This window comes from Mycobacterium sp. 852002-51961_SCH5331710 (assembly GCF_001665535.1).
In the GTDB taxonomy this organism is placed as follows: Bacteria; Actinomycetota; Actinomycetes; order Mycobacteriales; family Mycobacteriaceae; genus Mycobacterium.
In genome coordinates, this window is the sequence record NZ_LZSQ01000002.1 from 1 (window position 1) to 24,495 (window position 24,495).

Here is a 24,495-nt window from a genome sequence, read left to right on the forward strand (position 1 = left end):
GCTCGCACTTCACTCGGAGGTCTTCGTCATGTCACCACGCCACGCCGTACCTAACGTCCGTGGTCAGAACAGCTAGCCAGCACCCCGCCGAGCACCAGCGCGGCCAGTTCCTCGGCGGCCGCGTCGACGTCCCTGATGCGGCGCACGCACACGGCGTACCAGGCGCCGCCGGCGATGACGTCCATGATCGTGTCGGCGCCGATGCCGGGTCGGGCGACACCGTCGGCGACCGCGGCGGCCACCCGCTCACCGAGCTGGTTGCGCGCCGTCGCCTCCAGGCGATCGCTGAGCACGCGGCGCATTCCGCGATCCGAGCGCAGATCGCTGAGCAGACCCGGAATCGCCTCGCGCACGGCGGGATCGGCATACATGGCCAGCGCCCCGCGACACAGCCGGGTGATCTCCTCGGCGAAGTCGTCGGCGGGCCGTTCCGGGCCGAGGTCGGGGAACAGCGCCTCGTGGACGAGGTGCGCCTTGGACCGCCACCGGCGGTAAACGGCGGGCCTGCTGACGTTCGCCGTCGTCGCGATCAGGTCGATCGTGGTGTTCGCGTAGCCGCGTTCGGTGAGCAGCCGGCGGGTCGCGGCCAGCACGTCGGCGTCGATGGACGGGTCGCGGCGTGAGCCCTGGCGCCGGCGCCGCGGCACAACGGTGTCGGCCATTTCCGTCCCTTCATCACACGTTGTCGTTACAGTGTGTCACAACAAAGCGTGGATGGAGGAGGAGGGCACGTGACCGCAGAGCTCACCACGCCACTCGCCGCGCCGGGAGACGACGGCCGGCACCTGTACACCTGCCCGCTGTGTGAGGCCATGTGCGGGTTGGAGATTCACGTCGACGGTGGCCGCGTCGCGGGCATCCGCGGCAACCCCGACGACACCTGGAGCCGCGGCCACATCTGCCCGAAGGGCGCGACGCTCGGCGCGGTGCACGAGGACCCCGACCGGATCCGCCGCCCGCTGATCAAGGTCGATGGGCAGTGGCGGGAGGTGGGTTGGGACGACGCGTTCCGCCGGTGCACCGAGCTGCTCGCGCCGGTGATCGAGAAGTACGGCATCGGCGCGGTCACCTGTTATACGGGAAACCCACTCGCACACTCATTTTCGCTTGGCCGCTACACCGGTGTGCTGCTGGGCATGTCCGGCATCCCGCTGAGCTACTCGCCCGGCACGGTCGACCAGTGGCCGAAGAACCTGTCGTCGCACCTGATGTACGGCGGGTGGTGGTCGTTTCCCGTACCCGACATCGAACGCACCGACCTGCTGGTGATCATGGGCGCCAACCCCGCCGCCTCGCAGGGCTCGCTGCTGGCCGCGCCCGACGTGATGGGCATCATCGATGCGATCCGCAGGCGCGGCAGGGTGATCGTGATCGACCCCGTCCGCACCGCGACCGCGGCCAGGGCCGACGAGTGGCTGCCCATCACCCCGGGCACGGACGCCGCGCTGCTGTTGGCGGTCGCGCACACGCTGTTCGCCGAGGGCCTGGTGTCGCTCGGGCGCTTGGCCCCTCACGTCGACGGGCTGGAGCGGATGCGCGAGGTGGCCGCGGACTGGCCGCCGGAGCGCGTCGCCGCAGTGACCGGAATCGGCGCCGAGCGCATCAGGGGATTGGCACGCGAGCTGGCCGGCACCGATCGTTCGGTCGTGTACGGCCGAATCGGGTTGTGCAACCAGGAGTTCGGCAGCCTGGCGAGCTGGCTCGTCGACGCCGTGAACATCCTCACCGGCCATTTCGACACTCCCGGCGGGGCGATGTTCCCGCGGCCCGCCGCATGGTCGGTGACCGTGCAACCGATCCCCGGGCTCGAGGACGGCGCCCCGGAGTTCGGCCGTTTCCGCACCCGCGTGCGCGGCGCCAAGGAGGTGCTGGGGCAGGTACCGGTCTCGTGCCTGGCCGAGGAGATCGCGACGCCGGGGGAGGGGCAGATCAAGGCGTTGATCACCGTGGCGGGCAACCCGGTGTTGTCGACGCCCGCCGGGCACACCCTCGACGAGGCGCTGCCGATGCTCGACGCGATGATCGCGGTCGACATGTGGATCAACGAGACCACTCGGCACGCCGACGTGATCCTGCCTGCGCCGTCACCGCTCGAGCAGCCGCACCACGACGACCTGATCCTCAACTTCGCGATCAACAGCATCGCGAACTACTCGCCGCCGGTCTTCGAACCCGAGGACTCCGACCGGCCGCAGGAGTGGGAGATCCTCATCCGGCTCACCGGCCTGTGCGCGGGCACGCCGGCCGAGGATGTCGACGTCGCCGCGATCGACGACGGGTTCTTCGATTACGTGGCCTTCACTCAGGGCCTCGACGGCGCCGAGATCCGCAAGCACTACACCCATGGCGGCCCCGAGCGCATCCTCGACCTCACGTTGCGCACCGGACCGTTCGGTGACAGCTATGGGGAGAACCCGGACGGCTTGACGCTCGAGAAGCTCAAGGCGCAGCCCAACGGCGTCAACTTCGGGCCGATGGTGCCGCGAATCCCCGAGGTGCTCGGCACCGTCGACCAGAAGATCCGGCTGGCACCGCAGTACCTGCTCGACGACCTGCCCCGGCTGGCTGCGCGCCTGGACCGCGCGCCCGATGAACTGGTGTTGGTGAGCCGACGGCACCTGCGCTCCAACAACTCCTGGCTGCACAACGTCGCGCCGCTGATGAAGGGCCGCGACCGGTGCACGCTGCTGATGCACACCGACGACGCGAGCAAGCGCGGTGTCGCGACCGGCGACCTCGTGTGCGTGAGCTCGGATGGCGGGCAGATCGAGGTGCCGGTCGAGGTGACGGACGCGATCAAGCCCGGCGTCGTCTCGATGCCGCACGGCTGGGGCCACGGCAAGGCCGGCACGCGGATGTCCGTCGCCAATCAGGCGCCCGGCGTGAACACCAACATCCTGTCGCCGCCGACGTTCGTCGACGAACCGTCCGGCAACGGCGCACTCAACGGCATCCCGGTGACCGTCGTCGCCGCGGCGACCTGACAAGATCGGACCGTGGGCAAGAACGAACGCGCGAAGATCGTCATGTCCGACGACGAGATCGCCGAATTCATCGAACGCAGCCGCACCGCCACCATGGCCACCGTGCTGCCTGACGGGCGGCCGCACCTGGTCGCGATGTGGTACGCCGTGCTCGACGGTGAGATCTGGTTCGAGACGAAAGCCAAGTCGCAGAAGGCGGTCAACCTGCGCCGCAATCCGACCGTCACCGTGATGATCGAGGACGGCGACACCTACGACACGCTGCGCGGCGTGTCGATCGACGGCAGGGCCGAGATCGTCGCCGACCCCGAAACCGTTCTGCGCGTTGGCATCAGCGTGTGGGAGCGTTACACGGGGCCGTACTCCGACGAAATGCGGCCGTTCGTCGACCAGATGATGAACAACCGCATCTGCGTGCGGGTGGTGCCGCTGCGCACGCGGAGCTGGGACCACCGCAAGCTCGGCATGCCGGCGATGCCGCTGGGCGGCAGCACGGCCCAATACCTAGGTTGATCGCATGGATCCGAACAACAAGCCCAAGCAGCTGAACTCGCCCGTCGTCGATCGGGTCATGAAGTACGCGGGCAAGGCGCACGTGTGGGTATACCGCCGCACCGGCGGCAAGATCGGTGCGAACTGGCGGATAGGCGCTGGGCTCAAGAAGCCGGTGCCGACGTTGCTGCTCGAGCACATCGGGCGCAAGTCCGGCCGACGTTTGGTGTCGCCGCTGGTGTTCATCAACGACGGTGACGACGTCATCGTGGTGGCCTCGAAGGGCGGCAGCGACACCGACCCGCAGTGGTACCGCAACCTGGTCGCGAACCCGGACGCCTACATCGAGATCGGTTCGGACCGCCGCGCCGTGCGCGCGGTGACCGCGACGCCCGAGCAAAAGGCCCGGCTGTGGCCGAAGCTGGTCGAGGCGTATGCCGACTTCGACACCTATCAGGCGTGGGCCGACCGGGAGATCCCGGTGGTCATCCTGCAACCGCGCTGACGACACGCCGAGTGCGACCCATCTCACACTCCTGAAGCGTTCGGCCGCCCCCGCACACCGGGTAGCCAACTGGACAGGTGCACCCCAGCGCCGACCCAAACCGTCAACGCTTAAGGGGCGATTTCTATATATGAGTACCACCACCTTGCTGAACCAGTTGCGCACGATTCTTGACCTCACGCACACCGAGATTCAGGTCGCCGAGACCCGAATCACGCAGGCACGCACCGAGGCTGTCCGTCGCGAGCTGACTCAGAACGCGGAGAACGGCCGCATTCGTGCCGAAGCGATCGAGAAGGCAATCCGCGACCTGGGCGGATTCCCCGACACCATCGGCCCGTTCCTGGGCCGCGCCGCCGCCGCGGTGAAGGCGCTGACCGAGCAGGCCCAGCCCTTCGACGAGGCGCTGCTTGGCGATCTGGCGCTCGAGGATCAGCTGCTCGACCGCGCCCGCTACATCAAGGCGCTCGCGGTCGCCGCGAAGAAGCCCGATGTGCAGGAGCTCGCCGATCGCCTGATCACCGCGCACTCCGCGACGGTGAACTGGCTGACCACGGTTCTGGCCGAGGACGCGCTCGGCGGCCCGGCCGCGCTGCAGCGCACCCCGCTGCAGGCCGCCGCGGGTACCGCGGTGAAGCTGGTCAACCTGCCGGGTCAGTGGTCGGCGCAGTCGGTTGAGCGGCTCGCAGAGCTGCTGCGTTCGGCCGGACCGGCCGTTGACGACCTGCGTGAGCGGGCCCAGCGGGCCAGCGAGATCACGTTCAAGGCGCTCGGTGCGTCGCGCGACGGTGCGCTGCGCAGCGCCGAGAAGGTTGTCCGCCGCGAAGGCGCTGGCGATGCGGCCGACGCACTGCACAAGGCCCGTGCCGAGGGTGGTGTCGTCGACGCCGACGAGCTGCCGATCGCCGGATACGAGGATCTCAACCTCAGCGACGCGGTCGCGGCGGTGAAGGATCTCGACGATCCGTCGGACATCCGCACGATCATCGCCTACGAGGAGATGCACAAGAACCGCCAGCGGTTGGTGTCGGCAGCGCAGACGCGCCTGGCCGATGTCGCCCAGGAGGTCGTCGGCATCAGCTGACCCAGACCACATGGATGGCACGAAGCACCCCGCGGGAAACCGCGGGGTGCTTCTTGTGCCGCAGGGGTTTTCGGGTTCGGTGCGGGGGGCGGTCGCGCTACATGCGTGGCGGAGTGAAGCCCGGGTTCGCCAGGGCGTTGGCGACGCCGCTGCCGATCGGCCCGTACTCGTCGACGATCGTCGCGCTGCCGGTTGCCACTCCCGCGTCGCTGAAGTGGGTGAGCGCGGCGAGCCCGAGATAGGCGCCCTTCGGCAGTCGCGACAGCGACAGCGTGTAGTCGGCGTTGATCCACTGCAGACCGCTGGGACCGAAGTGCGTCAACGAGCTCACCATGTCGCCGGCCATCGCGGCGCGGGTGAACGGGGTGAGTTCGACGCCCTCGACGAGCGGCCGAAAGTCGCGGACCCACAGGTGTTTCGGCCCCGAGTGCTGCCAGTTCATCAGGCCCTCGCCGGGCCCCGGTTCGCGGCCGTCCCTGCCGTAGGTCCACACCAGCGTCGAGAGTTCGCGGGGGATGGGATCGGGCGTCGGCGGCAGCGGCGGCATGGTGACCGGCGACGTCCAGATCTCATCGGTGGGCTGTTGGCCGCGCCGAAGGAACAGGACGGTCGCGCGCGCGACGGTCGTGTCGCCCTGCGTCATCAGCGCGTCGACGAGCTTGAGGCGCCGGCCCTCGCGGACGACGGACGTCTCGACGCGGACGGCAGCCAGCGCGGCCGGGCGGAACAGGTCGACGGTCAGGCGGGCAGGCTGGAAGTTCGGGTCGCCGGCGTCGCGTTCGACGACGTGTCCGAGCAGACCGCCGGCGTAGTTGCCGCTGATCGTCTGCCCCCACGGCCCTCGCGCCATCGCCGAGGGCACGAAGGCATCGCCATCGGGGGTGAAGAACGCGGCCACCATCGCGAAGACGATAGCGGGTTAGCGGGCCTAACGATTAGCCAGCCACTGCTCGACGTCGTCGGACACCGGATCGACGACGTCGCTGTACTCGTCGTGCTTCTCGACGTAGGAGGCCACCATCTCGCAGACGGGCACGATGCGCAGCCCGTCCTCGCGGGTCTTCTGCAGCGCCTCGCCGATCAGGATCGTCGCCAGGCCGCGGCCCTCGAAGTCGCTGTCGACCTCGGTGTGGGTGAAGACTCGCTGACCGTCGCGGTCGGCGAACTCGGCAAACCCGACCTCCTTTTGATCGACGGCGATGGCGTAGCGGCCGGCTTCGGCGGTGACCTCGGTGGGCGCGCCGGTCTTGTCGGTGGTCATGATTCCTCTATACCCGCGGTTTGCGTCGCGGACGCAAGGTCGCGTTGGGCAGCGGGGGAGCGGGCAGCCGCGTCACCGCGCCGCGGTAGCCCTGCACGGTGCCGAAGCGGTCGTCGCCGTCTTCCCACTGCCTGCGGTACGTCGCGATGTCGTCGTGGCTGCGGCCGAGGAAGTTCCACCACATGACCAGTTCCTCGGGAAACGGCGGCCCGCCGAGCAGCACCAGCCGGGCGGGCTCGGCGCCGCGGTTGGCCAGGTGCAGCCGGTCGGCCCCGGCGGCCTGAAACGCCAGATCAGCGACGTCCAGCGCCATGTCACCAACCGCAACGTCGCCGTGGTCGAGCAGCACCCCGTGCTCGAACTCCCGAGCGACCTCCAGCGTCAGCTCCGCTTTGGGTTCGAGGTCGACCTGCGCGCCGAGCAGCGGCGTGAACGTGTGCACCGGTGACCGCTCGCCCTCTAGTTCGCCGATGAACACTCGCAGCGTCGCACCCTCGTACGCCCGCGGCGCCGGTACGTAATGCTCGAAGCCGCGGCCGGTGTCGCGTGCCCCGTCGGGCAGAGCCACCCACAACTGCACGCCGTGCAGGGTTGTGGTCGCGCCGGTCGACACCTCCGAGTGGCAGATGCCCGCGCCGGCCGTCATCAGGTTGAGCTCGCCGGGCCGCACCATCGCATGCACACCGGCGCTGTCGCGATGCTCGACCTCGCCGCTGAACAGCCAGCTGACTGTCTGCAGTCCTGTGTGCGGGTGCGGCGGCACGTCCATACCCGTACCGCCGCGCACGTCGTGCGGGCCGTAGTGGTCGGCGAAGCACCATGCCCCGATCAGCGATCGCTCACGCTCCGGCAGGGTACGCCGCACCCGGATCGCCCTCGGCCCGCCCAGCGGCACCTCCCGCGGATGCAGGACGCCCGCGAACGGGACTGCCGCGCAGGCGACTTCGGCCGGGGCCGGGTCGGTGTTGCTCACCAACCCACAGTAGGGCTATCCCGTGTCCGTCATCGCCGAACGGATCACCTCCAAGTCGTCGTCGCCGATCTTGAACACCCCGAAACGGAATTTGTAGCCCCACCGCGCCTTGTCCTCGATGAAGTCCAGGTGCTCGAGCAGCGGGCGGATCGGCGTCTCGTGCGCGTCGAGGAAGTCGACGTTGCGCCGCCACCGCTCCCCGTCCGGGGAGGCCGGATCGAGGTAGGGCTCGTCATCGGCGACCTGCCCGATCGCCGTGAACGCCTGCAACGGCGGCCCGTCGGGATAGATGGTGCGCGGTGAGTAGAAGACGATCCAATCGCCGCGCGCCATCCTGCGCAGCATGTGCGGTTTGCCGTGATTGGCCTGCGTGAAGCGGCCGCGCACGCCGAGTTCGACATGATCGCGGCTGACTGTGTTGATCCAGTTCGTCATGCCCGAACGCTAAGCGCCACGGCCGACAGGTTCGGACCACCGCGAGAAGTGCCTGTGGATAACTTGCGCCGCTGTCGCCTGATTAGCATCGGACGCCGTGAGTGACGAGTCGCTGCGCGACGACCACGCCGAGCTCCTGAGACGCCGCGAACTCACCGAGGACGCGGCCCGACCGGACGCCGTGGCCCGGCGACATGCGGCCAACGCCAGGACCGCGCGGGAGAACATCGCCGACCTCGTCGATGACGGTTCCTTCGTCGAATACGGGCGGTTCGCGATCGCGGCGCAGCGGCACCGCCGCGACCTCGACGACCTGATCGCCCGCACCCCCGCCGACGGTCTGGTCGCCGGCACGGCACGCGTCAACGGCGACCTCTTCGGCGATGAGCGCAGCGCGTGCGCGGTGCTGTCCTATGACTACACGGTGCTCGCCGGGACGCAGGGCTCGCTGGGCCATCGTAAGAAGGACCGGTTGTTCGAGCTGATCGAGCGGTTGCGGCTGCCGACGGTGTTCTTCGCCGAGGGCGGCGGCGGGCGGCCGGGCGACACCGACATCCCGTCAGTCTCGGCGCTCGACGCCCGCGCGTTCAAGCTGTGGGCGGCGCTGTCGGGCGTGGTGCCGCGGATCGCGGTCGTGCACGGCCGATGCTTCGCGGGCAACGCCGTCATCGCCGGGTGTGCGGACCTGATCGTCGCGACGGAGAACACGTCCATCGGCATGGGCGGGCCCGCGATGATCGCCGGCGGCGGGCTCGGTGACGTGCCACCAGACGAGGTCGGGCCGATCAGCATGCAGGCGCCCAACGGGGTGGTCGACGTGGTCGTGGCCGACGAAGCCGAGGCGGTCGCGGTGACCAAACGGCTGCTCGGCTATTTCCAGGGCAGGACCGAACCGGGCCGGGTCGCCGACCAAACCCGTTTGCGTACAATCGTTCCCGAGCGTGCCCGCCGGGCGTATCAGGTCGCCCCGATCATCGAGACGATCGCCGACGAGGGATCGGTGACGTTCCTGCGGACGAAGTTCGCGCCGGAGATGGTGACGGCGCTGGCGCGCGTACACGGCCGACCGGTTGGCGTCATCGCGAACAACACGATGGTGATGGCCGGTGCGATCACGGCCGCTGCCGCCGACAAGGCGGCGCGATTTCTGCAGCTGTGCGACGCGTTCGGGTTGCCGGTGCTGTCGCTGGTCGACTGTCCCGGCTACATGGTGGGCCCGGCGGCCGAATCCGAGGCGCTGGTGCGGCGGGCGTCACGGATGCTGGTCGCCGGGGCGTCGCTCGAGGTGCCGCTGATCGCGGTGATCCTGCGTCGCGGTTACGGGTTGGGCGCGCAGGCGATGACCGGGGGCAGCCTGCGCGAGCCGGCGCTGACGGTGGCGTGGTCGGGGGCGCACCTGGGACCGATGGGCCTGGAGGGCGCGGTTCGGTTGGGCATGCGCAAGGAGCTCGAGGCGATCGCCGACGACGACGAGCGCGAGGAGCGGGTCCGGCAGGCGACGGCGGCCGCGCAGGAAAATGCGAAGGCGCTCAACGCCGCTGCGCTGTTCGAGATCGACGACGTGATCGACCCTGCGGACACCCGCGAGATCATCATCAACACCTTGACCGCCGCCACCGCGCACAGCCCCGAGCGCCAGGGTCGACGGTTCGTCGACACCTGGTAGCCGGGGGAGAGAAGAAGGGGACGGTGCCGCCTGCGCCTCTCGGCGAGTGGTCGCTCGAAGCGACGATTGTGGTTGGGGCCCGGGGCATGCCCGGCACCGTCGCATCCATCAACCGGAGTCGGCCGCGAGATATTCCGAGGATGGGTCGCCCGCCGCCGACCCCCCGATGCGGCGGCGGGCGAACCGAACCTCACGCGGATTCCGCGTAGAACCGGCGTTCGCGGACCGTCTGTCCGTGCCGTTCGGCCAGCGATTTCAGCTGCCTCAGAGCAAACGTGCGGCCCCGTCCGCCCTCGGGCACGTAGATGCCCGCCCAGAGGCCTTCGGCGCGCGGTAGCTCGCAGGCTTCCCGTGCGCACAGCCACCGGCGGGGGCACGCCCGGCAGATCGCCTTGGCCTGCTCGTCGGCCGACGTCGTCCATCTCTCCGGATCCCTGGTGCATGCGCCAACGGGCATCTCGTCCGATTCAGTCGTGTGCATCTGCAAAAACTCCTTCGTGCCGAATGCAGCGCGTCGGCTGCGATGGTCAAAAACGTAGCGCATAAACCGTAGCGATGCAACGGTTAGAGATCTGGGCCGCTGGCCGGTACCACCAAAAGCCTATGCTGAACTGGTAGTTCGACGGTTAGATCGAAGGAGTAAAACGTAGCACCGGACCTGCGAACCGCAGCAGAACTAAAGCATCGCCACGATTCGATCCGCGCCACGCCGCCCTAAGCCGTAGCGCGCTACATAACGACGGATACGATTACGGCGCAGTCTCATCCACCCGCTTCGAGGACCCCACCGCCCCATGACCAACCCGGAGTCGACCGACGGATCGTCCGAGGCGCCCGATCCGGGGATGGCGCGAGCCGGTGCGGCGGCCGCCGCGCGACGCCGAGAACTCAACATCAGCCAACGGAGCCTGGCGGCCGGCGGCATCATCAACGCCGGCGCCCTGATCGCCTTCGAGAAGGGCAGAAGCTGGCCGCGGGAGCGCACCCGAGCAAAGCTCGAGGAGGTCTTGCGTTGGCCCCCGGGGACGATCGCCCGGCTCCGCCGGGGAGAACCCGACCGCCGTCCCGCGACGACGCCCGCGAGCGACGAGGTGCCGTTGATCGCCGAAGCCGTGATCACCGCGGCGAGGACGTTCGACTCGGCGATCGCTGCGTTGCCTGAAACCGAGGATCCGGAGTTCGCGCCGAAAGCGGCCCAGATCCTCGCCGACCTTCGGCAGTTGGAAGCCGTGGCGGCGCGGGCGGCGCGGATAAGCCGGGTGACTCCACCGTTGATCAAGGCGTTGAGCGCGGTGCGGTCACGCTACGACGACCTGATGTTGCGCGCCGCGCACTCTCCCGGCGCGACCCTGGGCCAACGCCTCTACGCCGCGCGCCGTCGGGCGAACCTCACCATCTCCGAAACCGCCGAAGCGGCGGGCGTTTCCGACGACGACATCGTGCACCTAGAGGCGGGGGAGCAGGTGTCATCCGGGGCCGCGCAGGCAATGGCCGCGCTGATCGACGAACTCGGCTGAGCGCGTCAGTACCGCTCGCGGCTACGGTCGTCGCTGCTGGGGAAGTGATCGGCCAACGCGGCAGCGATCTCCAGGAACCGTCGACGGGTCTTCGTCGACATCTGCGAGGTTCCGTCGATGACGCCGCCGGGCCGCAGGTGCCCGTCGAACGGAACCTCGACGACCCTCTGCCCCTGACCCGAAAACTGTTGCGCCAGAATAGAACGCGTGCGCTTGTCGGCGTGTCCGTCGGAATCGTTGAGCACGATGACCGTGCTCTGCAGCAGCCGGGTCAACCCGCGGGCGGCCAGCCAGTCCAGCGTCTGGCCCGCCGCGGCCGCGCCGTCGACCCACGGCGAGGACACCACGACCATCGCGTCCAGGTCACGCAACACCTCCTGTGTGACGGGTGAGTCCATCGTCGAACTGCAGTCGATGATCGAGATCGTGAAGTAGCGGTCCAGCCGTGAGGTCGCCTCGCGGTAGATCGCCGGGTCGAGTACCCGGCGGCGCGCGGGCGTGCCTTCACCGGCGAGCACGAACAACCCGGCGGCGTTGTTGCCGACGCGGCTGCGCACGTCGGCGAAGGTCTCCAGGTGCTGATCGGACGCCAGCTCCCAGTACGAGCCCTGGACCCTGGGGTCGACGCGGCTGCCGAGCTTGCCGAACGCGGTGTCCGCGTCGATCGCCACCACCCGGTCGTCCTGCCGCAGTTCGGCGAACACCGAGCCGAGACTCGCCGAGACGGTCGTCTTGCCGACCCCGCCCTTGCCCATCACGCCGATCTTGTAGTGACCCCGCAGCGCTCCGCGGATCTTGGCTTCCAACTCCGCCTGGCGCACCTCGTCCGGACCCGGGCCGAGGTTCACCGATCCGAACGTGGCCCGGTAGAGGACGAACCGCCAACCCCGCGTCGGCGCCGGCTTCCGGGGCGGAACCAACTCGTCGGGCCTGATGCGTTCCGCGTAGGAACCGGCTTGCGGGGGCGGGACCTGCGGGCCCGGCGCCTGGGGACCGTGGCCCGCCCACGGGCCCGGCGCCGGGTGCCCGGGCTGCTGCGGTGCCCTGGGAGTCGGCTGCTGTCGGGTGGGGTGGCCCCACATCCGTGGATCGGGACGGGTTGCGACGGGCACCGGCCCGGTGTCGTCCAGGGAGTCGGGTGGCGGGCCGAACCGCGCGGGCTGCTCGCGGAAGGTGGTGCGTGGCGGCTCCGGATCAGGGAATCCCGGAGGCGGCGTGGGCGTGGCCTCCGGTTCGGAGGACGACGGCTCACCGGCGGCTTCCTCGGAGCTCGCCCAGCCGAGTTCTCGTCGCAGCGCATCATCGCGGTCCGTCAATGCGATCTCCTCCAGCTCGTGTCGCGGGTCCCCGCCCCAGTATCGACCACTGTTCCAGGTGCCCGTCGTCCGCGCTTCCAGCAAACACCAAAGGAGGCTGGGTGGCCGTGACGAGGGCCGCCGAAAGGCCCGATTGGACGGCGCCAAAATTGTCGTCGGCGTAACTTGCCGGTACTGACGCTCGTTGCAGGTCTCACCACGCACGGAGCGGGCCAGAGCTGAGACTCAGCGTTTGCTGGATTTGCCATAGGTCGTCTTATGCCGCCGAAATTCCACTGTGGGGATTAACTAGGACTTCCCCGTACGTGCCGAGGGTGCTGATCAATGCAACGAAATTCCGTGTCATGAGCACCGCTGAACCGCTGGTACGCTGGCTCGCGGCGACGGGGCCTGCGCGTTCGGCTCCGGCCGCGTGTAGCTGATCCGCGGCAAAAGACTCGGGGTCTGTGCGCAAACGGTGGCGGTAGCGAGCATCGCCCGCCACCGTACGACGAAGGAGAGGGGCAAACGTCATGTCCGGTGACGATGTGCGCGTCTCCGCCACTCACCTCGCGGACCTGGCGGCCCGCCATGCCCGAACCGCTTCGGACGCCATGGCGACGGCACGCTCCGCCGAGGAGATCGGTGAAGCGGTCAGGAACACCCACGGCGACATCGCAGCCTCTACCGCCGGCGCGCTCGGCACCGTGCTGGACTCGCGCCGGCGCGCGGGCACAAAGCTGGTCGACGCATCCGCGGCGCTGTCCGACACGCTCGCCGACGCGCTTGCGCGCTACGACCGGACAGATGAGGCGGCGGCCTCGGTGTTGAACGCGCAGATGCAGGCGGATCGGACGTGAGCCCCGACGCCACGCACATCGACGACGTCGTCGGTGTCGAAGTCACCATCGACGGCATCCTGGTGATCGCCGACCGGCTCGGCCTCATGGAGTTTCCGACGGCGTTGGGTATCCGCCAGAACATCCCCCAGCCCGAACTGCGCGACCGTGTCTGGGAGCAGGTCGCTCGCGACCTGACCGCGCAGGGCGTGCTCGACGTCTTCGGCCAGCCCCATCCCGAGGTGACGGCCATGGTCGACACCTTGAGCCGGGCTGACCGCACGCTGGAGGCGCGCTGGTGGCGGCGCGACGTCGGCGGCAAGCTCATTCGTTTCGTGGTCTGTCGAAAGGGCGACCGCCATGTCGTCGCCGCTCGTGACGGCGACATGCTGGTGCTGCAGCGGGTGGCCCCGCAGGTTGGTCTGGCGGGCATGGTGATGACCGTCCTCGGTACCGCCACGCCTGCGGACGTCGAACCGCTCACCGGTGTGGCGAGCAAACTCGCCGAGTGCCGCGACGCAAACCAGATCGCCGCTTACGGCATCGGCCCGTCCTCGGCGCGCGCATACGCCGACATCATCGCCGGTCCGGACAGTTGGGCGGAGATCACCGCGATCGAGCGGCATCCCGGCGGCACGTTCACGCAGGCCGACGTCGCGGCAGGCGTGCTCGACTCGAAGTACGGCCGGATCGTGTCGATCCCGCGCCGCGTCAGCGGTGAGTTATACGGAAGCTTCCTGCCGGGCAGCGCCGACAACCTGGCGCGGGCACTGGACGGGCTGATCGAATTCCTGCCTTCGGGCAAGTGGTTCGACCACGCCACGCTCGAGTCAGCGGAGGCCGCTAATGGCGGATGAGACGTCGCCGCGCGACTTCGATGACGAGCGTGACGATATGGCCGCGCTGGACTTCAGCCCTCCCGACGCGCCCGAGGAATCAGTTCTCGATGTGTTGGACGTCTACGGACGCGACCAGAACGACGCCGCGCAATCGCCGGATTCCGTTGTGACCGTGACCAACCCGCCCGGTACGGTTTCGGTGAGCGCGTTCCTCGACGGTCGCATCAGCCGCATCGAGCTGTCCGAGAAGGCCGGCGGCCTGACCGAGTCCGTGCTCGCCGACGAGGTCGTCGTCGTGGCGGGCCTCGCCGCCCGGGACGCCCAGTCGGCGCAGTACGCCAGCATGCTCGAGGGGATGCGCGAACAGGGTCACGACGACGCGGCGACCCGCGACTTCCTCACCCGCGACCTCGGTTTGCCCAGCCCCGAACGGGCCCGCGCCGAACGCGCACGGGTGTTCTCGACACGATATGCCGGTGATCATGACTGAGCATCTCGCGAGCCTGTTCGGAAGTGCGGTCGGAATGCTGGCCAGCACACCGGCGCGATCATTCGAAATCTTCACGGAGATCACCAATTTCGACGAAACCGCCTGCGACGCGTGGGTGGGACGCATCCGCTGCGGGGACACGGACAGGGTCACGCTGTTCCGGGCGTGGTACTCGCGGGCCAACTTCGGCCAACTCGCCGGTGCGGCGGAGATCTCGATGAACAGCCTCAACGCGCGGGTGCCGATCGGCGGACGGTTCGGCGACATCACCTACCCGGTCAACTCGCCGCTGGCCATCACCATGGGATTTGCGGCCAACGAAGCATCGATCGGCAATTGCGCCGACGCGATGGAGGCGCTCGAGGACGCCCCTGCCGCCGGGGCCGAACACCTGGTGTCCTGGATCAAGGCCGTGATCTACGGTGCCGCGGAACGCTGGACCGATGTGATCGACCAGGTTCGCGGTGCCGGCGCCTGGCCCGACAAGTTCCTTGCGGCGGCAGCGGGTGTGGCGCACGGTGTCGCGGCGGCCAACCTCGGACTGTTCACCGAGGCCGAGCGGCGACTCACCGAGTCCAACTCCTCGCCCGCCGGGGAGGCGTGCGCACCCGCGATCGCGTGGTTCCTGGCGATGACCCGCCGCAGCCAAGGCAACGAAGAGTCCGCGCTCGCACTGCTCGAGTGGATGCAGGCCACCCACCCGGACCTGAAAGTCATTGAGGCGCTTCGCGACCCGTCATACCGGCTCACCACGACCACCGCGGAGCAGATCGCGGCCCGCAAGGATCCGTGGGACCCGAACAGCGTCGAGGCCGACACCACCGGCCGGGAGCGGTTACTCGCCGAGGCGCAGGCCGAACTCGACCGTCAGATCGGGTTGACGAGGGTCAAGGAACAGATCGAGGCCTACCGCGCCGCCACGCAGATGGCGAAGATCCGCGCGGCGCGCGGGATGAAGGTCGCGCAGGCGTCCAAGCACATGATCTTCGCCGGGCCGCCCGGAACCGGGAAGACGACGATCGCCCGCGTCGTGGCGAATATCCTTGCCGGCCTTGGCGTCATCGCCGAGCCGAAGCTCGTCGAGTCGTCCCGAAAGGACTTCGTCGCCGAGTACGAGGGCCAGTCGGCGGTCAAGACCAGCCGCACCATCGACCGCGCCCTCGGCGGCGTGTTGTTCCTCGACGAGGCCTACACCCTGGTGCAGGAACGCGACGGGCGCGCCGACCCGTTCGGCACCGAGGCGCTGGAGACACTGCTGGCCCGGATGGAGAACGACCGCGACAGGCTGGTGGTGATCATCGCCGGCTACAGCGCGGACATCGACCGCCTGCTCGAATCCAACGACGGCCTCCGGTCGCGCTTCGCCACCCGCATCGAGTTCGACTCGTACACCCCCGACGAGATCGTCGAGATCGCCGAAGTCATTGCGCGGGCCAATGACTCGTCGCTCAACGATCAGGCAGCCAAGCAGGTGCGAGAGGCGGCCACGCTGCTGAGCAGCCGGTCTCTCAACGGCAAGCCCGCGCTCGACATCGCGGGCAACGGCCGCTACGCCCGCCAGCTGGTTGAGGCCTCCGAACAGAACCGCGACATGCGGTTGGCCCGGTCGCTGGACATCGAAAGCCTCGGCGACGAGCAGCTCTCCGAGATCAACGGTGAGGACATGGCCGCGGCGATCAGCGCGGTACACGCACGTCTGAGTATCGGCGAGTAGGCATGGCGGGTTTCCGGCTCACCACCAAGGTGCAGGTCAGCGGCTGGCGTTTTCTGCTGCGCCGTGTGGAGCACGCGATCGTGCGCCGGGACACGAGGATGTTCGACGACCCGTTGCAGTTCTACAGCCGCGCGGTCTCCGTCGGAGTGATCATCGCGGTCGCGGTCTGCCTGGGCGCCGCGCTGCTGGCGTACTTCAAACCACTCGGAAAGCGCGGGAACGACACACTTCTCGTCGACCGCGGGACCAACCAGCTCTACGTCGTGCTTCCGGGCAGTGGACAGCTGCGGCCCGTGTACAACCTGACCTCGGCGCGGTTGGTGCTCGGTAACGCCGGAACGCCGTCGGCCGTCAAATCCGAGGAATTGAACCGGATGCCGAAGGGACAGCCGATCGGCATCCCCGGCGCGCCGTACGCGACGCCGGTGGGCGGCGCGAATTCGATGTGGACGCTGTGCGACACGGTCACCAAGCCGGAGAGCGTGGTGCCGAACCTCGAGTCGTCGATCATCGTGCGGCCGTTGGTCACCGACTCCGCGGTCGCGCCGATGCGCCCCGACCAGGGCATGTTGGTGTCCTACGAGAACGACGTCTGGCTGGTCACCGAGGGCGGAAGGCACGACATCGATCTCGCGGACCGCGCGGTCACCTCGGCGGTGGGGATCCCGGTGACGGCGAGGGCGACGCCGATCTCGCAGGGACTGTTCAACGCGCTTCCCAACGCCGGACCGTGGCGTCTGCCCGACATCCCCCTGTTCGGCACGCCGAACACGGTCGGGCTGCCGCCGAACCTGGTGATCGGTTCGGTGTTCAAGGCGCTGACCGAAGACGGTGAACAGCACTTCGTGGTGCTGCCCGACGGTGTCGCGCGGATCAACGACGCCACCGCCGCAGCGCTGCGCGCGACCAATTCGTTCGGACTCGTGACGCCGCCGTCGGTGGAAACCAGTGTGGTGGCGCGGATTCCCGAGCAGGTGTTCGCTTCTCCACTACCCGACAAGCCCTTGGAGATCCTGCAGCGTGACGACGCGCCGACCCTGTGCTGGGCGTGGCAGCGCGAGCCGGGCGACCAGGCGCCGAAGACCACGGTGATCGCCGGGCGCCACCTGCCGATCCCGTCGTCGGCCATGAGCACCGGGATCAAGCAGATCGGTGGCGCGGCAACCGTTTACATCGACGGCGGACAGTACATCCAGTTGCAGTCGCCCGATCCGCGGTACGGCGAGAGTCTCTACTACATCGACCCGCAGGGTGTCCGGTACGGCTTGCCCAACGAGGACACCGGCAAGACCCTCGGGCTGACCGGGCCCACCACCGCGCCGTGGCAGGTGGTCGGGTTGCTGATGGACGGCCCAGTGCTGTCGAAGGAGGCGGCGCTCGTCGAACACGACACGCTGCCCCCGGATCCCAATCCGCGCAAGGTGAACGGCGCCGCCGAGCCGGCCGCCGCACCGGCAGGAGGTGGCGGATGACCACCAAGAAGTTCACGCCGATCATCAAGCGTGGCCCGCGCCTGACACCAGGTGAGATCAACGTCGCCCCACCGGAAGACCTCGGTGTCGAGGTTCCGCCGTCGGGTATCCAGAAGGCGCTGCCGTGGGTGATGGGCGGCGGCATGCTCGGCATGGTCGCGATCATGATCTTCACCGGCATCCGGCAACTCTCGCCGTACATGCTGATGATGCCGCTGATGATGATCATGGCGACCGTCGGATTCATGGCGGGCGGCGGACCCGGCGGCAAGCGCGTTCCCGAGATCAACGCCGATCGCAAGGAATACCTGCGCTATCTGGCCGGGCTCCGCACCCGCGTCACATCGTCGGCCGCCGCGCAGGTCACGTTCTTCAACTATCACGCGCCGCACCCCGAAGACCTGTTGTCGATCATCGGGACCAACCGCCAGTGGTCGCGGCAGACCAATGCCGACTTCTACGCCGCCACCCGGATCGGGTTGGGCACCGAACCCGCGGTCGACCGCCTACTGAAACCCGCCGTCGGGGGAGAGCTGGCGGGTCCACAGGGCGCACCACAACCGCACCTGGAACCGGTCAGCCACATGTGGGTGACGAAGTTCCTCCGCACCCACGGGCTCATTCACGACTGCCCGAAATTACTGCAGCTGCGCACGTTTCCCACCATCGCGATCGGCGGTGACCCGGACGGCGCCGCGGGCCTGCTGACGGCCGTGATCTGTCACCTCGCCGTCTTCCACCCGCCGGACCTCCTGCAGATGCGGGTGCTCATCGACAACCCCGAGGACCCGAACTGGGCCTGGCTCAAGTGGTTACCGCATGTGCAACACCAGACGGACACCGACGCGGCCGGCCCCACCCGCATGATCTTCACCCGCCCCGACGGCTTCAGCGACCTCACCGCACGCGGACCGCACACCGCCGACGCGGCGCCGAGCGGACCCTACGTCGTGGTCTTCGACCTGACCGGCGGAAAGGCCGGCTTCCCGGTCGACGGCCGAGCCGGCGTCACGGTCGTCACGCTCGGCAATCACCGCGGCTCGGCGTACCGGATTCGAGTGGCGGCCGACGGCACCGCCGACGATCGGCTGCCCAACCAGACCTTCCGGCTCATCACGTCGACCGTCGACCGCATGACCTCCGATCAGGCCGCGCGCATCGCGCGGAAGCTGGCGGGCTGGTCGATCACCGGCACGATCATCGACAAGAGCGTCCGCGTGCACAAGAAGGTCGCCACCGAGTGGCACCAACTGGTCGGGGCGCAGACGATAGAGGAGGTGACGCCGGCGCGGTGGCGCATGTTCAGCGACACCGACCGCGACCGGTTGCGCATCCCGTTCGGCCACGAGCTCAAGACCGGCGACATCATGCACCTCGACATCAAGGAAGGCGCCGAGTACGGCGCCGGACCACACGGGATGCTGATCGGGACAACGGGTTCGGGCAAGTCAGAGTTCCTGCGCACCCTGATCCTGTCGCTGGCGGCCACCCACCACCCGGACCAGGTCAACCTGCTGCTCACCGACTTCAAGGGCGGTTCGACGTTCCTGGGCATGGAGAAGTTGCCCCACACCGCCGCCGTCGTCACCAACATGGAGGAAGAAGCCGAACTGGTCAGCCGCATGGGCGAGGTGCTCAGCGGTGAACTGGACCGCAGGCAGTCCATCCTGCGCCAGGCCGGTATCCAGGTCGGCGCGGCGGGCGCCCTGTCCGGTGTTGCCGAGTACGAGAAGCACCGCGAACGTGGAGCCGACCTCCCGCCGCTGCCGACCCTTTTCGTCGTCGTCGACGAGTTCGCCGAGTTGCTGCAGAACCATCCCGACTTCATCGGGCTGTTCGACCGCATCTGCCGCGTCGGCCGGTCGCTGCGGGTGCACCTGCTGCTGGCGACGCAGTCGCTGAACACCGGCGGTGTGCGGATCGACAAGCTCGAACCGAACCTGACCTACCGGATCGCGCTGCGTACCACCAGCTCCGCGGAATCCAAGGCCGTGATCGGAACGCCGGAGGCGCAGTACATCACGAACAAGGAGAGCGGTGTGGGCTTCCTCCGCGTCGGCATGGAGGATCCGGTCAAGTTCCACAGCGTCTACACCGGCGTCAACTACGTCCCGACCGCCGCGCGACAAGATGACGGGGAAGCCAGACCGCAAACCAACGGGCAGGGCCGTGTGCGGATCCGCCCCTTCACCGCGGCGCCAATCCCTGAACCGGTGGTGAGGTCATGAGCATCGAATCCGAGCAGCGCGTGCTCCGCGAGGTGGTCCTCGACCAGCTGACCACCGGTGAGACCCGCGCCTATCGAATGTGGTTGCCGCCGTTGGCCGATCCGACGCCGGTCAACGAACTGATCGCCAACGACCGCCTGCGTCAGCCGCTGCGCTTCGGTCTCGGCATCATGGATGAGCCGCGTAGGCACCGCCAGGAGGTATGGGGTATCGACACCTCGTCGGCGGGCGGCAACATCGCCGTCGGCGGCGCGCCGCAGACCGGCAAGTCGACCTTCCTTCAGACGCTGATCCTGTCCGCCGCCGCATCACACACGCCGCGGCAGGTCCAGTTCTACTGCGTGGACCTCGGCGGCGGCGGTCTGATGTATCTCGAGGACCTGCCGCACGTTGGCGGCGTGGCGACACGTTCGGAGCCGGACCGGGTCAACCGCGTCATCGCGGAGATGAAAGGGGTTCTGCGGCAGCGCGAAGCGATGTTCAAGCAGTACCGCGTCGGCTCCATGGCCGCGTACCGGCAGATGCGCGACGACGCGAACCATCCGCTGGCCGCCGATCCGTTCGGCGACGTGTTCCTGGTCATCGACGGTTGGCCCGCCTTCGTCGCGGAATTCCCCGACCTCGAGCCCGTCGTGCAGGACCTCGCCGGTCAGGGTCTGCAATTCGGTGTGCACACGGTGATTTCGACGCCGCGCTGGACCGAGCTGAAGGCGCGCGTGCGCGACTACCTCGGCACCAAGGTCGAGTTCCGGCTCGGTGACGTCAACGAGACCCAGATCGACCGCATCACCCGCGAGATACCGGCGAACCGGCCGGGTCGCGCGGTGTCGACGGAGAAGCACCACCTGATGATGGGGGTGCCGCGGCTCGACGGTGTGCACAGCGCGGACAACCTCGTCGGCGCGATGTCCGAAGCCGTGCAGATCATTTCGGCACGGCACACCGACCAGGCGCCGAAGGTTCGCGTGCTCCCCGAGCGCATCTACCTGCATCAGCTCGATCCGAACCCGCCCGGCCCCGATGCCGATTACCGCAGCCGGTGGACGGTGCCGCTCGGCCTGCGCGAGTCCGATATGGGCGTTGCCTACAACCACATGCACACCACCCCGCACCTGCTGATCTTCGGCGGGCCCAAGTCGGGTAAGACCCGCATCGCTCACGCTGTGGCGCAAGCGATCTGCGCTCGCAACAGCCCGGATCAGGTGCGGTTCATGCTCGCCGACTACCGGTCCGGACTGCTCGACGCGGTGCCGGAGTCGCACCTGCTCGCCGCGGGCGCGATCAACCGCAACAATGCGGGCCTCGAAGAGGCGATCAAGGCGTTCGCCATCAACCTGCAGAGGCGGCTCCCGCCGGCGGATCTCACCACGGCGCAGTTGCGTTCGCGCTCGTGGTGGAGCGGACCCGATGTCGTGCTGCTGGTCGACGACTGGCACATGATCGTCGCCGCAAGCGGCGTGGTGCCGCCCATGGCTCCGCTGTTCCCGCTGTTGCCTGCGGCCGCTGACATCGGACTGCACATCATCGTGACCTGCCAGATGAGCCAGGCGCACCGCGCGACCATGGACAAATTCGTCGGAGCCGCGTACGGCGCTGGATCGCCGACGCTCTTCCTCTCGGGCGAGAAACAGGAGTTTCCGTCCAGCGAGGTCAGGCTCAAGCGCCGGCCACCCGGCCAGGGGTTCCTGGTCTCACCCGACGGGAAGGAGGTCATCCAGGCGGCGTACGTGGATCCGCCGGAAGAAGTTGTGTAAGCACCACCCGCGAACCGTGGTTACTATGGTTCGAGGCGCATGCTAGCAAACGCGATGGTGGCGTCGCAGCAAAGAGGTCGGGGAGCGCGGTTCCTGGCTGACCGACAACCGTATCCGAACGTCAACAAGTTCATACGCATTGATTTCGTAGCCAATGAGGAGATTTTTCGAATGGAACCGTTGATGCACAACCCGGGCGCCGTGGGAATCGGGTCGCAGGTGGTGGCTAACGGCACCCGCGGGCTCGCAGCGGGCACGACGGCCGGCGCGGCGGTCACCGCCCTGGTTCCGGCCGGTGCCGACGAGGTTTCCGCACAGGCAGCGGCCGCCTTCGCAGCCGAGGGCGTGGAGACGCTCGCGATGAACACGTTTGCCCAGGAAGAGTTGGCTCGAATGGGCGCGGCCGTCGTCGAGAGCGCCGGAATCTACAACGCCGTGGACGGCTCGAACGCCGCGACGTTCTGATCGCGATTCGACGAACCAGGGAAGACCTAGACGATGTTCTGGCATGCCTTGCCGCCAGAATTCAATACCGCCCGGCTCATGGCCGGCGCGGGCGCGGCGCCGATGCTACAAGCCGCCGCGGGCTGGGAGGCGTTGGCGATCTCGTTGGAGACGCAGGCCGACGAATTGGCCGCGAGCCTGGCCGCCCTCACGTCGGTGTGGAGCGGCTCGGCAAGCGAACGGGTCGTCGCGGCAACCATGCCGATGATCGCCTGGCTACGGACCGTAAGCGCTCAGGCCATGAAGCGGGCGTTGCAGGCGACCGCTCAGGCGAACTCCTACAGCCAGGCGATGGCCACCACGCCACCGCTCCCGGAGATCGAGCAGAACCACATCACCCACGGGGTGCTCGAGGCCACCAACTTCCTCGGCGTCAACACGGTCCCCATCGGCGTCAACGAGTTCGACTACTTCGTCCGCATGTGGAACCAGGCCGCCGGGGCGATGGACCTCTATCAGGCCGAGACCGCCCTCAACCTCCTCTTCGAACCGATCATGCCGCCGAAACCGATCGTGATACCGGGTGTGGCCGCAGGCGGCGCCGCGATGGCCACCGGTTTCGCGGCGGCCGCCGCGCCGGCCACGGCGCTGCGCAACGCGGTCATCACCCAGGTGAGCACGCAGGCGTCGATGGAGTCGGCGGTGCTGCAAGGCGGGCGGGCGACCTCCCAGATAGGCATGGCGGGCCAGCACGCCGAGGGCCAGGTGCAGAAGGCCGAGAACCTCACGCAGCAGGCACAACCCAATCAGCCGATGCAGCAAGGCATGCAGATGGGCATGCAAATGGCGTCGCAGCTCGGCTCGACGCTGGCGCAGGTGCCGCAGCAGGGCATGCAGATGGTGACGCAACCGGTGCAGCAGATGGCCCAGCCGCCGCAACAGGTCACCTCGCTGTTCACCCAGCTCGGGAGCAGTCTGGGCAGTGACAAGATGCAGGTCGGTCTCGTCGGTGCCAGCCCGCTGTCGAACCATCCGCTGGCCGGTGGTTCAGGGGCGACGTCCGGGGCGGGCCTGGTGCGCGCGGCGTCGCTACCGGGTGCCGGCGGGACGATGGCGCGCACCCCGTTGATGGCCGAGCTGATCGGTCAACCGTCGACGGGCGCCGGTGCTCCGGGTGCCGCTGCGGGCGGCAGCGGTGGCGGTCTCGCGCCGGTCGGCGCCGGCGGTGGCGGCGGAGCGCCGATGGGTCACATGGGCCAGCGGGGCAGCAGCGGCGGAAGCAAGCAGGGGCTGACGGCGCCGCGCGTGCTGCCCCAGGACGTCGGAGAAGACGAGGACGACGACTGGTGATCGCACACCAAGACTTCCCGGTCAACCGACCGGAAAGACTCGCCATCGATGGTGAGGACAGAGGAAGAGAGAAAGAGTATCCAGCATGGCAATGAATACCGACGTTGCTGTCCTCGCCAAGGAGGCAGCCAATTTCGAACGCATCGGTGGAGAGCTGCGGGCCGTCATCGGTCACGTCGAGTCGACGGCCGGCGCGCTGTCGGCACAGCTGGTCGGTGAGGCCGGGTCGGCCGCTCAGGCGGCGCTGATGCGCTTCCACGAGGCGGCGGTCCGTCAGGTTCAGGCGCTCGACGACATCTCGGCCAACATCCACTCTGCGGGCTCGCAGTACGCGGCGATGGACAGCGACGGGTCCGCGGCGTTGTCCTCGGCGATGCAGTTCTGACCCACTGAGACGAACGGAGAAACGTTATGAGCGAGAAGGTTTACAACTACGCCGCGATCGATGCGTCGTCGGCCGAGATCAACACCGCTGTGGGCCAGACCGAAGGCCTGCTCGAGGAGGGCAAGGGCTCGCTGGCGGCCCTCGCCGGTGTCTGGGGAGGCACCAGCTCCGAGGCCTACCAGGCCGTCCAAATGCGTTGGGACACCGCGTCGGCGGAGCTCAACACCGCGCTCCGGCAGCTCGCCTCCACCATTCAGGAGTCCGGCGGCACCGGGGGAACGATGTTTCAGGCCGACAAGCTCATCGAGGGCTCGTTCGGCGGATAGAAGCCGCACGCGGGTGGGCAAGCTCAACCCTACGGGGGGTCTTGCCCACCACCGCGTGCATCCGCACTAGTTATTGATCAGAGAGGTTCCCATGTCGGCAGACTATGACCGGCTTTTCCACTCCGCGGGAGACGCTGTCCAGACAGCCGACGACGACGCAGTGGATCGTGACGCCGCCGCCACCGGTTCGGCCACGCCCCCGCCCGCACCGATGCCCACCGGTCACGCTCCCGTCGAGATGACCGGACCCACGGTGTCCGTCGGGCAGACCAAGGCGGGTCAGGCGCCGCCGCCGCAGCAGAACGAGATCACGACACAGATGCCGGCCGCACGGTCGAGCACTCCGCCGCGGCAACCGAATTCGATGATGCGGGTGCCGATGTCGGGCACGCCGGCCAGCGCCCGGTTCGAGCAGCCCCGGTCGGTGCCCGCACCGGCCCCG

At 68.5% G+C, this 24,495-nt stretch carries 25 protein-coding genes; 18 read left to right on the forward strand and 7 right to left on the reverse strand.

What is annotated here, in order from left to right; translation table 11 throughout:
* Positions 1-50: 50 nt before the first annotated feature.
* The gene (locus tag A5752_RS00585; RefSeq protein WP_082963678.1) at positions 51-662 is read right to left on the reverse strand and encodes a TetR/AcrR family transcriptional regulator; all 612 of its coding nucleotides are present in this window, start codon (positions 660-662) and stop codon (positions 51-53) included.
* A gap of 69 nt (positions 663-731) precedes the next feature.
* On the opposite strand from A5752_RS00585, the gene A5752_RS00590 reads away from it, so the two are divergent.
* The 4 genes from A5752_RS00590 to A5752_RS00605 all read left to right on the forward strand — a co-directional run bounded on the left by A5752_RS00590 (position 732) and on the right by A5752_RS00605 (position 5,065).
* Positions 732-2,984 (forward strand): molybdopterin-dependent oxidoreductase, encoded by a 2,253-nt coding sequence (locus A5752_RS00590; protein WP_082963679.1) that lies wholly within the window; start codon positions 732-734, stop codon positions 2,982-2,984.
* Positions 2,985-2,996: 12 nt separating this feature from the next.
* A complete protein-coding gene (locus A5752_RS00595) occupies positions 2,997-3,497 on the forward strand; it encodes a pyridoxamine 5'-phosphate oxidase family protein (protein WP_067080457.1) in 501 nt (166 codons plus the stop codon).
* Between the two features lie 4 nt (positions 3,498-3,501).
* On the forward strand, positions 3,502-3,981 hold the full coding sequence (locus A5752_RS00600; protein ID WP_067080459.1) for a nitroreductase family deazaflavin-dependent oxidoreductase: 480 nt from the start codon (positions 3,502-3,504) through the stop codon (positions 3,979-3,981).
* Positions 3,982-4,111: 130 nt separating this feature from the next.
* Positions 4,112-5,065 carry a hypothetical protein gene (locus tag A5752_RS00605; protein ID WP_067080461.1) on the forward strand — a complete coding sequence of 318 codons (954 nt, stop codon included), beginning with the start codon at positions 4,112-4,114 and terminating at the stop codon, positions 5,063-5,065.
* 97 nt (positions 5,066-5,162) lie between these two features.
* Here A5752_RS00605 and A5752_RS00610 read toward each other — a convergent pair whose 3' ends face one another.
* Genes A5752_RS00610 through A5752_RS00625 form a run of 4 tightly spaced genes read right to left on the reverse strand, consistent with a single transcriptional unit; the run spans position 5,163 to position 7,734 of the window.
* Positions 5,163-5,966, reverse strand: coding sequence for an acyl-CoA thioesterase domain-containing protein (locus A5752_RS00610; RefSeq protein ID WP_067080463.1), 804 nt, complete (start codon positions 5,964-5,966; stop codon positions 5,163-5,165).
* A gap of 27 nt (positions 5,967-5,993) precedes the next feature.
* Complete coding sequence (locus A5752_RS00615) at positions 5,994-6,326, reverse strand: GNAT family N-acetyltransferase (RefSeq protein ID WP_067080465.1); 333 nt, start codon at positions 6,324-6,326, stop codon at positions 5,994-5,996.
* 7 nt (positions 6,327-6,333) lie between these two features.
* Entirely contained in the window at positions 6,334-7,299 is a 966-nt protein-coding gene (locus tag A5752_RS00620; protein WP_067080468.1) for a pirin family protein, read from the reverse strand.
* A 15-nt stretch (positions 7,300-7,314) separates the two neighbouring features.
* On the reverse strand, positions 7,315-7,734 hold the full coding sequence (locus A5752_RS00625) for an EVE domain-containing protein (protein WP_067080471.1): 420 nt from the start codon (positions 7,732-7,734) through the stop codon (positions 7,315-7,317).
* A gap of 97 nt (positions 7,735-7,831) precedes the next feature.
* Here A5752_RS00625 and A5752_RS00630 point away from each other — a divergent pair, with 97 nt between their 5' ends.
* Positions 7,832-9,400, forward strand: coding sequence for an acyl-CoA carboxylase subunit beta (locus tag A5752_RS00630; protein ID WP_067080474.1), 1,569 nt, complete (start codon positions 7,832-7,834; stop codon positions 9,398-9,400).
* A gap of 190 nt (positions 9,401-9,590) precedes the next feature.
* On the opposite strand, the gene A5752_RS00635 is transcribed toward A5752_RS00630, so the two are convergent.
* A complete protein-coding gene (locus tag A5752_RS00635) occupies positions 9,591-9,881 on the reverse strand; it encodes a WhiB family transcriptional regulator (protein WP_067080518.1) in 291 nt (96 codons plus the stop codon).
* A gap of 313 nt (positions 9,882-10,194) precedes the next feature.
* On the opposite strand from A5752_RS00635, the gene A5752_RS00640 reads away from it, so the two are divergent.
* Positions 10,195-10,917 (forward strand): helix-turn-helix domain-containing protein, encoded by a 723-nt coding sequence (locus tag A5752_RS00640; protein ID WP_067080477.1) that lies wholly within the window; start codon positions 10,195-10,197, stop codon positions 10,915-10,917.
* Positions 10,918-10,922: 5 nt separating this feature from the next.
* Here the strand turns inward: A5752_RS00640 and A5752_RS00645 are convergent, their stop codons facing one another.
* Positions 10,923-12,233 (reverse strand): MinD/ParA family ATP-binding protein, encoded by a 1,311-nt coding sequence (locus A5752_RS00645; protein WP_067080521.1) that lies wholly within the window; start codon positions 12,231-12,233, stop codon positions 10,923-10,925.
* A gap of 512 nt (positions 12,234-12,745) precedes the next feature.
* On the opposite strand from A5752_RS00645, the gene A5752_RS00650 reads away from it, so the two are divergent.
* The 12 genes from A5752_RS00650 to A5752_RS00705 form a co-directional block, all read left to right on the forward strand.
* Entirely contained in the window at positions 12,746-13,072 is a 327-nt protein-coding gene (locus A5752_RS00650; protein ID WP_067080479.1) for a type VII secretion target, read from the forward strand.
* Positions 13,069-13,908 (forward strand): ESX secretion-associated protein EspG, encoded by an 840-nt coding sequence (locus A5752_RS00655; RefSeq protein ID WP_067080482.1) that lies wholly within the window; start codon positions 13,069-13,071, stop codon positions 13,906-13,908. Before A5752_RS00650 ends, A5752_RS00655 begins: the two co-directional genes overlap by 4 nt.
* Positions 13,898-14,380: a secretion protein EspD gene (locus A5752_RS00660; protein WP_067080485.1), complete on the forward strand. Its 483-nt coding sequence runs from the start codon at positions 13,898-13,900 to the stop codon at positions 14,378-14,380. The genes A5752_RS00655 and A5752_RS00660 overlap by 11 nt, the downstream gene beginning before the upstream one ends.
* Positions 14,373-16,094 carry a type VII secretion AAA-ATPase EccA gene (eccA, locus tag A5752_RS00665; RefSeq protein ID WP_067080524.1) on the forward strand — a complete coding sequence of 574 codons (1,722 nt, stop codon included), beginning with the start codon at positions 14,373-14,375 and terminating at the stop codon, positions 16,092-16,094. Before A5752_RS00660 ends, eccA begins: the two co-directional genes overlap by 8 nt.
* Before the next feature lie 2 nt (positions 16,095-16,096).
* Positions 16,097-17,566, forward strand: a complete 1,470-nt coding sequence (eccB, locus tag A5752_RS00670) for a type VII secretion protein EccB (protein WP_067080488.1) — start codon at positions 16,097-16,099, stop codon at positions 17,564-17,566.
* Entirely contained in the window at positions 17,563-19,794 is a 2,232-nt protein-coding gene (gene eccCa, locus A5752_RS00675) for a type VII secretion protein EccCa (RefSeq protein ID WP_067080491.1), read from the forward strand. Before eccB ends, eccCa begins: the two co-directional genes overlap by 4 nt.
* Positions 19,791-21,548, forward strand: a complete 1,758-nt coding sequence (gene eccCb, locus A5752_RS00680; RefSeq protein WP_067080494.1) for a type VII secretion protein EccCb — start codon at positions 19,791-19,793, stop codon at positions 21,546-21,548. Before eccCa ends, eccCb begins: the two co-directional genes overlap by 4 nt.
* Positions 21,549-21,719: 171 nt before the next feature.
* Entirely contained in the window at positions 21,720-22,013 is a 294-nt protein-coding gene (locus A5752_RS00685; protein WP_067080498.1) for a PE family protein, read from the forward strand.
* Positions 22,014-22,046: 33 nt separating this feature from the next.
* Positions 22,047-23,342 carry a PPE family protein gene (locus tag A5752_RS00690; protein WP_067080501.1) on the forward strand — a complete coding sequence of 432 codons (1,296 nt, stop codon included), beginning with the start codon at positions 22,047-22,049 and terminating at the stop codon, positions 23,340-23,342.
* An 85-nt stretch (positions 23,343-23,427) separates the two neighbouring features.
* Positions 23,428-23,727, forward strand: a complete 300-nt coding sequence (locus tag A5752_RS00695) for a WXG100 family type VII secretion target (RefSeq protein ID WP_067080509.1) — start codon at positions 23,428-23,430, stop codon at positions 23,725-23,727.
* Between the two features lie 26 nt (positions 23,728-23,753).
* Positions 23,754-24,053, forward strand: coding sequence for a WXG100 family type VII secretion target (locus A5752_RS00700; protein ID WP_067080511.1), 300 nt, complete (start codon positions 23,754-23,756; stop codon positions 24,051-24,053).
* Between the two features lie 91 nt (positions 24,054-24,144).
* Positions 24,145-24,495: ESX-1 associated ATP-binding protein EpsI N-terminal domain-containing protein (locus tag A5752_RS00705; RefSeq protein ID WP_502686593.1), on the forward strand; the 351-nt coding region annotated here is incomplete at its 3' end.

Excerpts from the sequence above, each read along its gene's own strand:
- A5752_RS00585 (WP_082963678.1), bottom strand. The coding sequence starts at position 662 with ATGGCCGACACCGTTGTGCCGCGGCGCCGGCGCCAGGGCTCACGCCGC.
- A5752_RS00600 (WP_067080459.1), top strand. The coding sequence starts at position 3,502 with ATGGATCCGAACAACAAGCCCAAGCAGCTGAACTCGCCCGTCGTCGAT.
- A5752_RS00605 (WP_067080461.1), top strand. The coding sequence starts at position 4,112 with ATGAGTACCACCACCTTGCTGAACCAGTTGCGCACGATTCTTGACCTC.
- A5752_RS00610 (WP_067080463.1), bottom strand. The coding sequence starts at position 5,966 with ATGGTGGCCGCGTTCTTCACCCCCGATGGCGATGCCTTCGTGCCCTCG.
- A5752_RS00615 (WP_067080465.1), bottom strand. The coding sequence starts at position 6,326 with ATGACCACCGACAAGACCGGCGCGCCCACCGAGGTCACCGCCGAAGCC.
- A5752_RS00625 (WP_067080471.1), bottom strand. The coding sequence starts at position 7,734 with ATGACGAACTGGATCAACACAGTCAGCCGCGATCATGTCGAACTCGGC.
- A5752_RS00635 (WP_067080518.1), bottom strand. The coding sequence starts at position 9,881 with ATGCACACGACTGAATCGGACGAGATGCCCGTTGGCGCATGCACCAGG.
- A5752_RS00640 (WP_067080477.1), top strand. The coding sequence starts at position 10,195 with ATGACCAACCCGGAGTCGACCGACGGATCGTCCGAGGCGCCCGATCCG.
- A5752_RS00650 (WP_067080479.1), top strand. The coding sequence starts at position 12,746 with ATGTCCGGTGACGATGTGCGCGTCTCCGCCACTCACCTCGCGGACCTG.
- A5752_RS00660 (WP_067080485.1), top strand. The coding sequence starts at position 13,898 with ATGGCGGATGAGACGTCGCCGCGCGACTTCGATGACGAGCGTGACGAT.
- eccA (WP_067080524.1), top strand. The coding sequence starts at position 14,373 with ATGACTGAGCATCTCGCGAGCCTGTTCGGAAGTGCGGTCGGAATGCTG.
- eccB (WP_067080488.1), top strand. The coding sequence starts at position 16,097 with ATGGCGGGTTTCCGGCTCACCACCAAGGTGCAGGTCAGCGGCTGGCGT.
- eccCa (WP_067080491.1), top strand. The coding sequence starts at position 17,563 with ATGACCACCAAGAAGTTCACGCCGATCATCAAGCGTGGCCCGCGCCTG.
- eccCb (WP_067080494.1), top strand. The coding sequence starts at position 19,791 with ATGAGCATCGAATCCGAGCAGCGCGTGCTCCGCGAGGTGGTCCTCGAC.
- A5752_RS00685 (WP_067080498.1), top strand. The coding sequence starts at position 21,720 with ATGGAACCGTTGATGCACAACCCGGGCGCCGTGGGAATCGGGTCGCAG.
- A5752_RS00690 (WP_067080501.1), top strand. The coding sequence starts at position 22,047 with ATGTTCTGGCATGCCTTGCCGCCAGAATTCAATACCGCCCGGCTCATG.
- A5752_RS00695 (WP_067080509.1), top strand. The coding sequence starts at position 23,428 with ATGGCAATGAATACCGACGTTGCTGTCCTCGCCAAGGAGGCAGCCAAT.
- A5752_RS00700 (WP_067080511.1), top strand. The coding sequence starts at position 23,754 with ATGAGCGAGAAGGTTTACAACTACGCCGCGATCGATGCGTCGTCGGCC.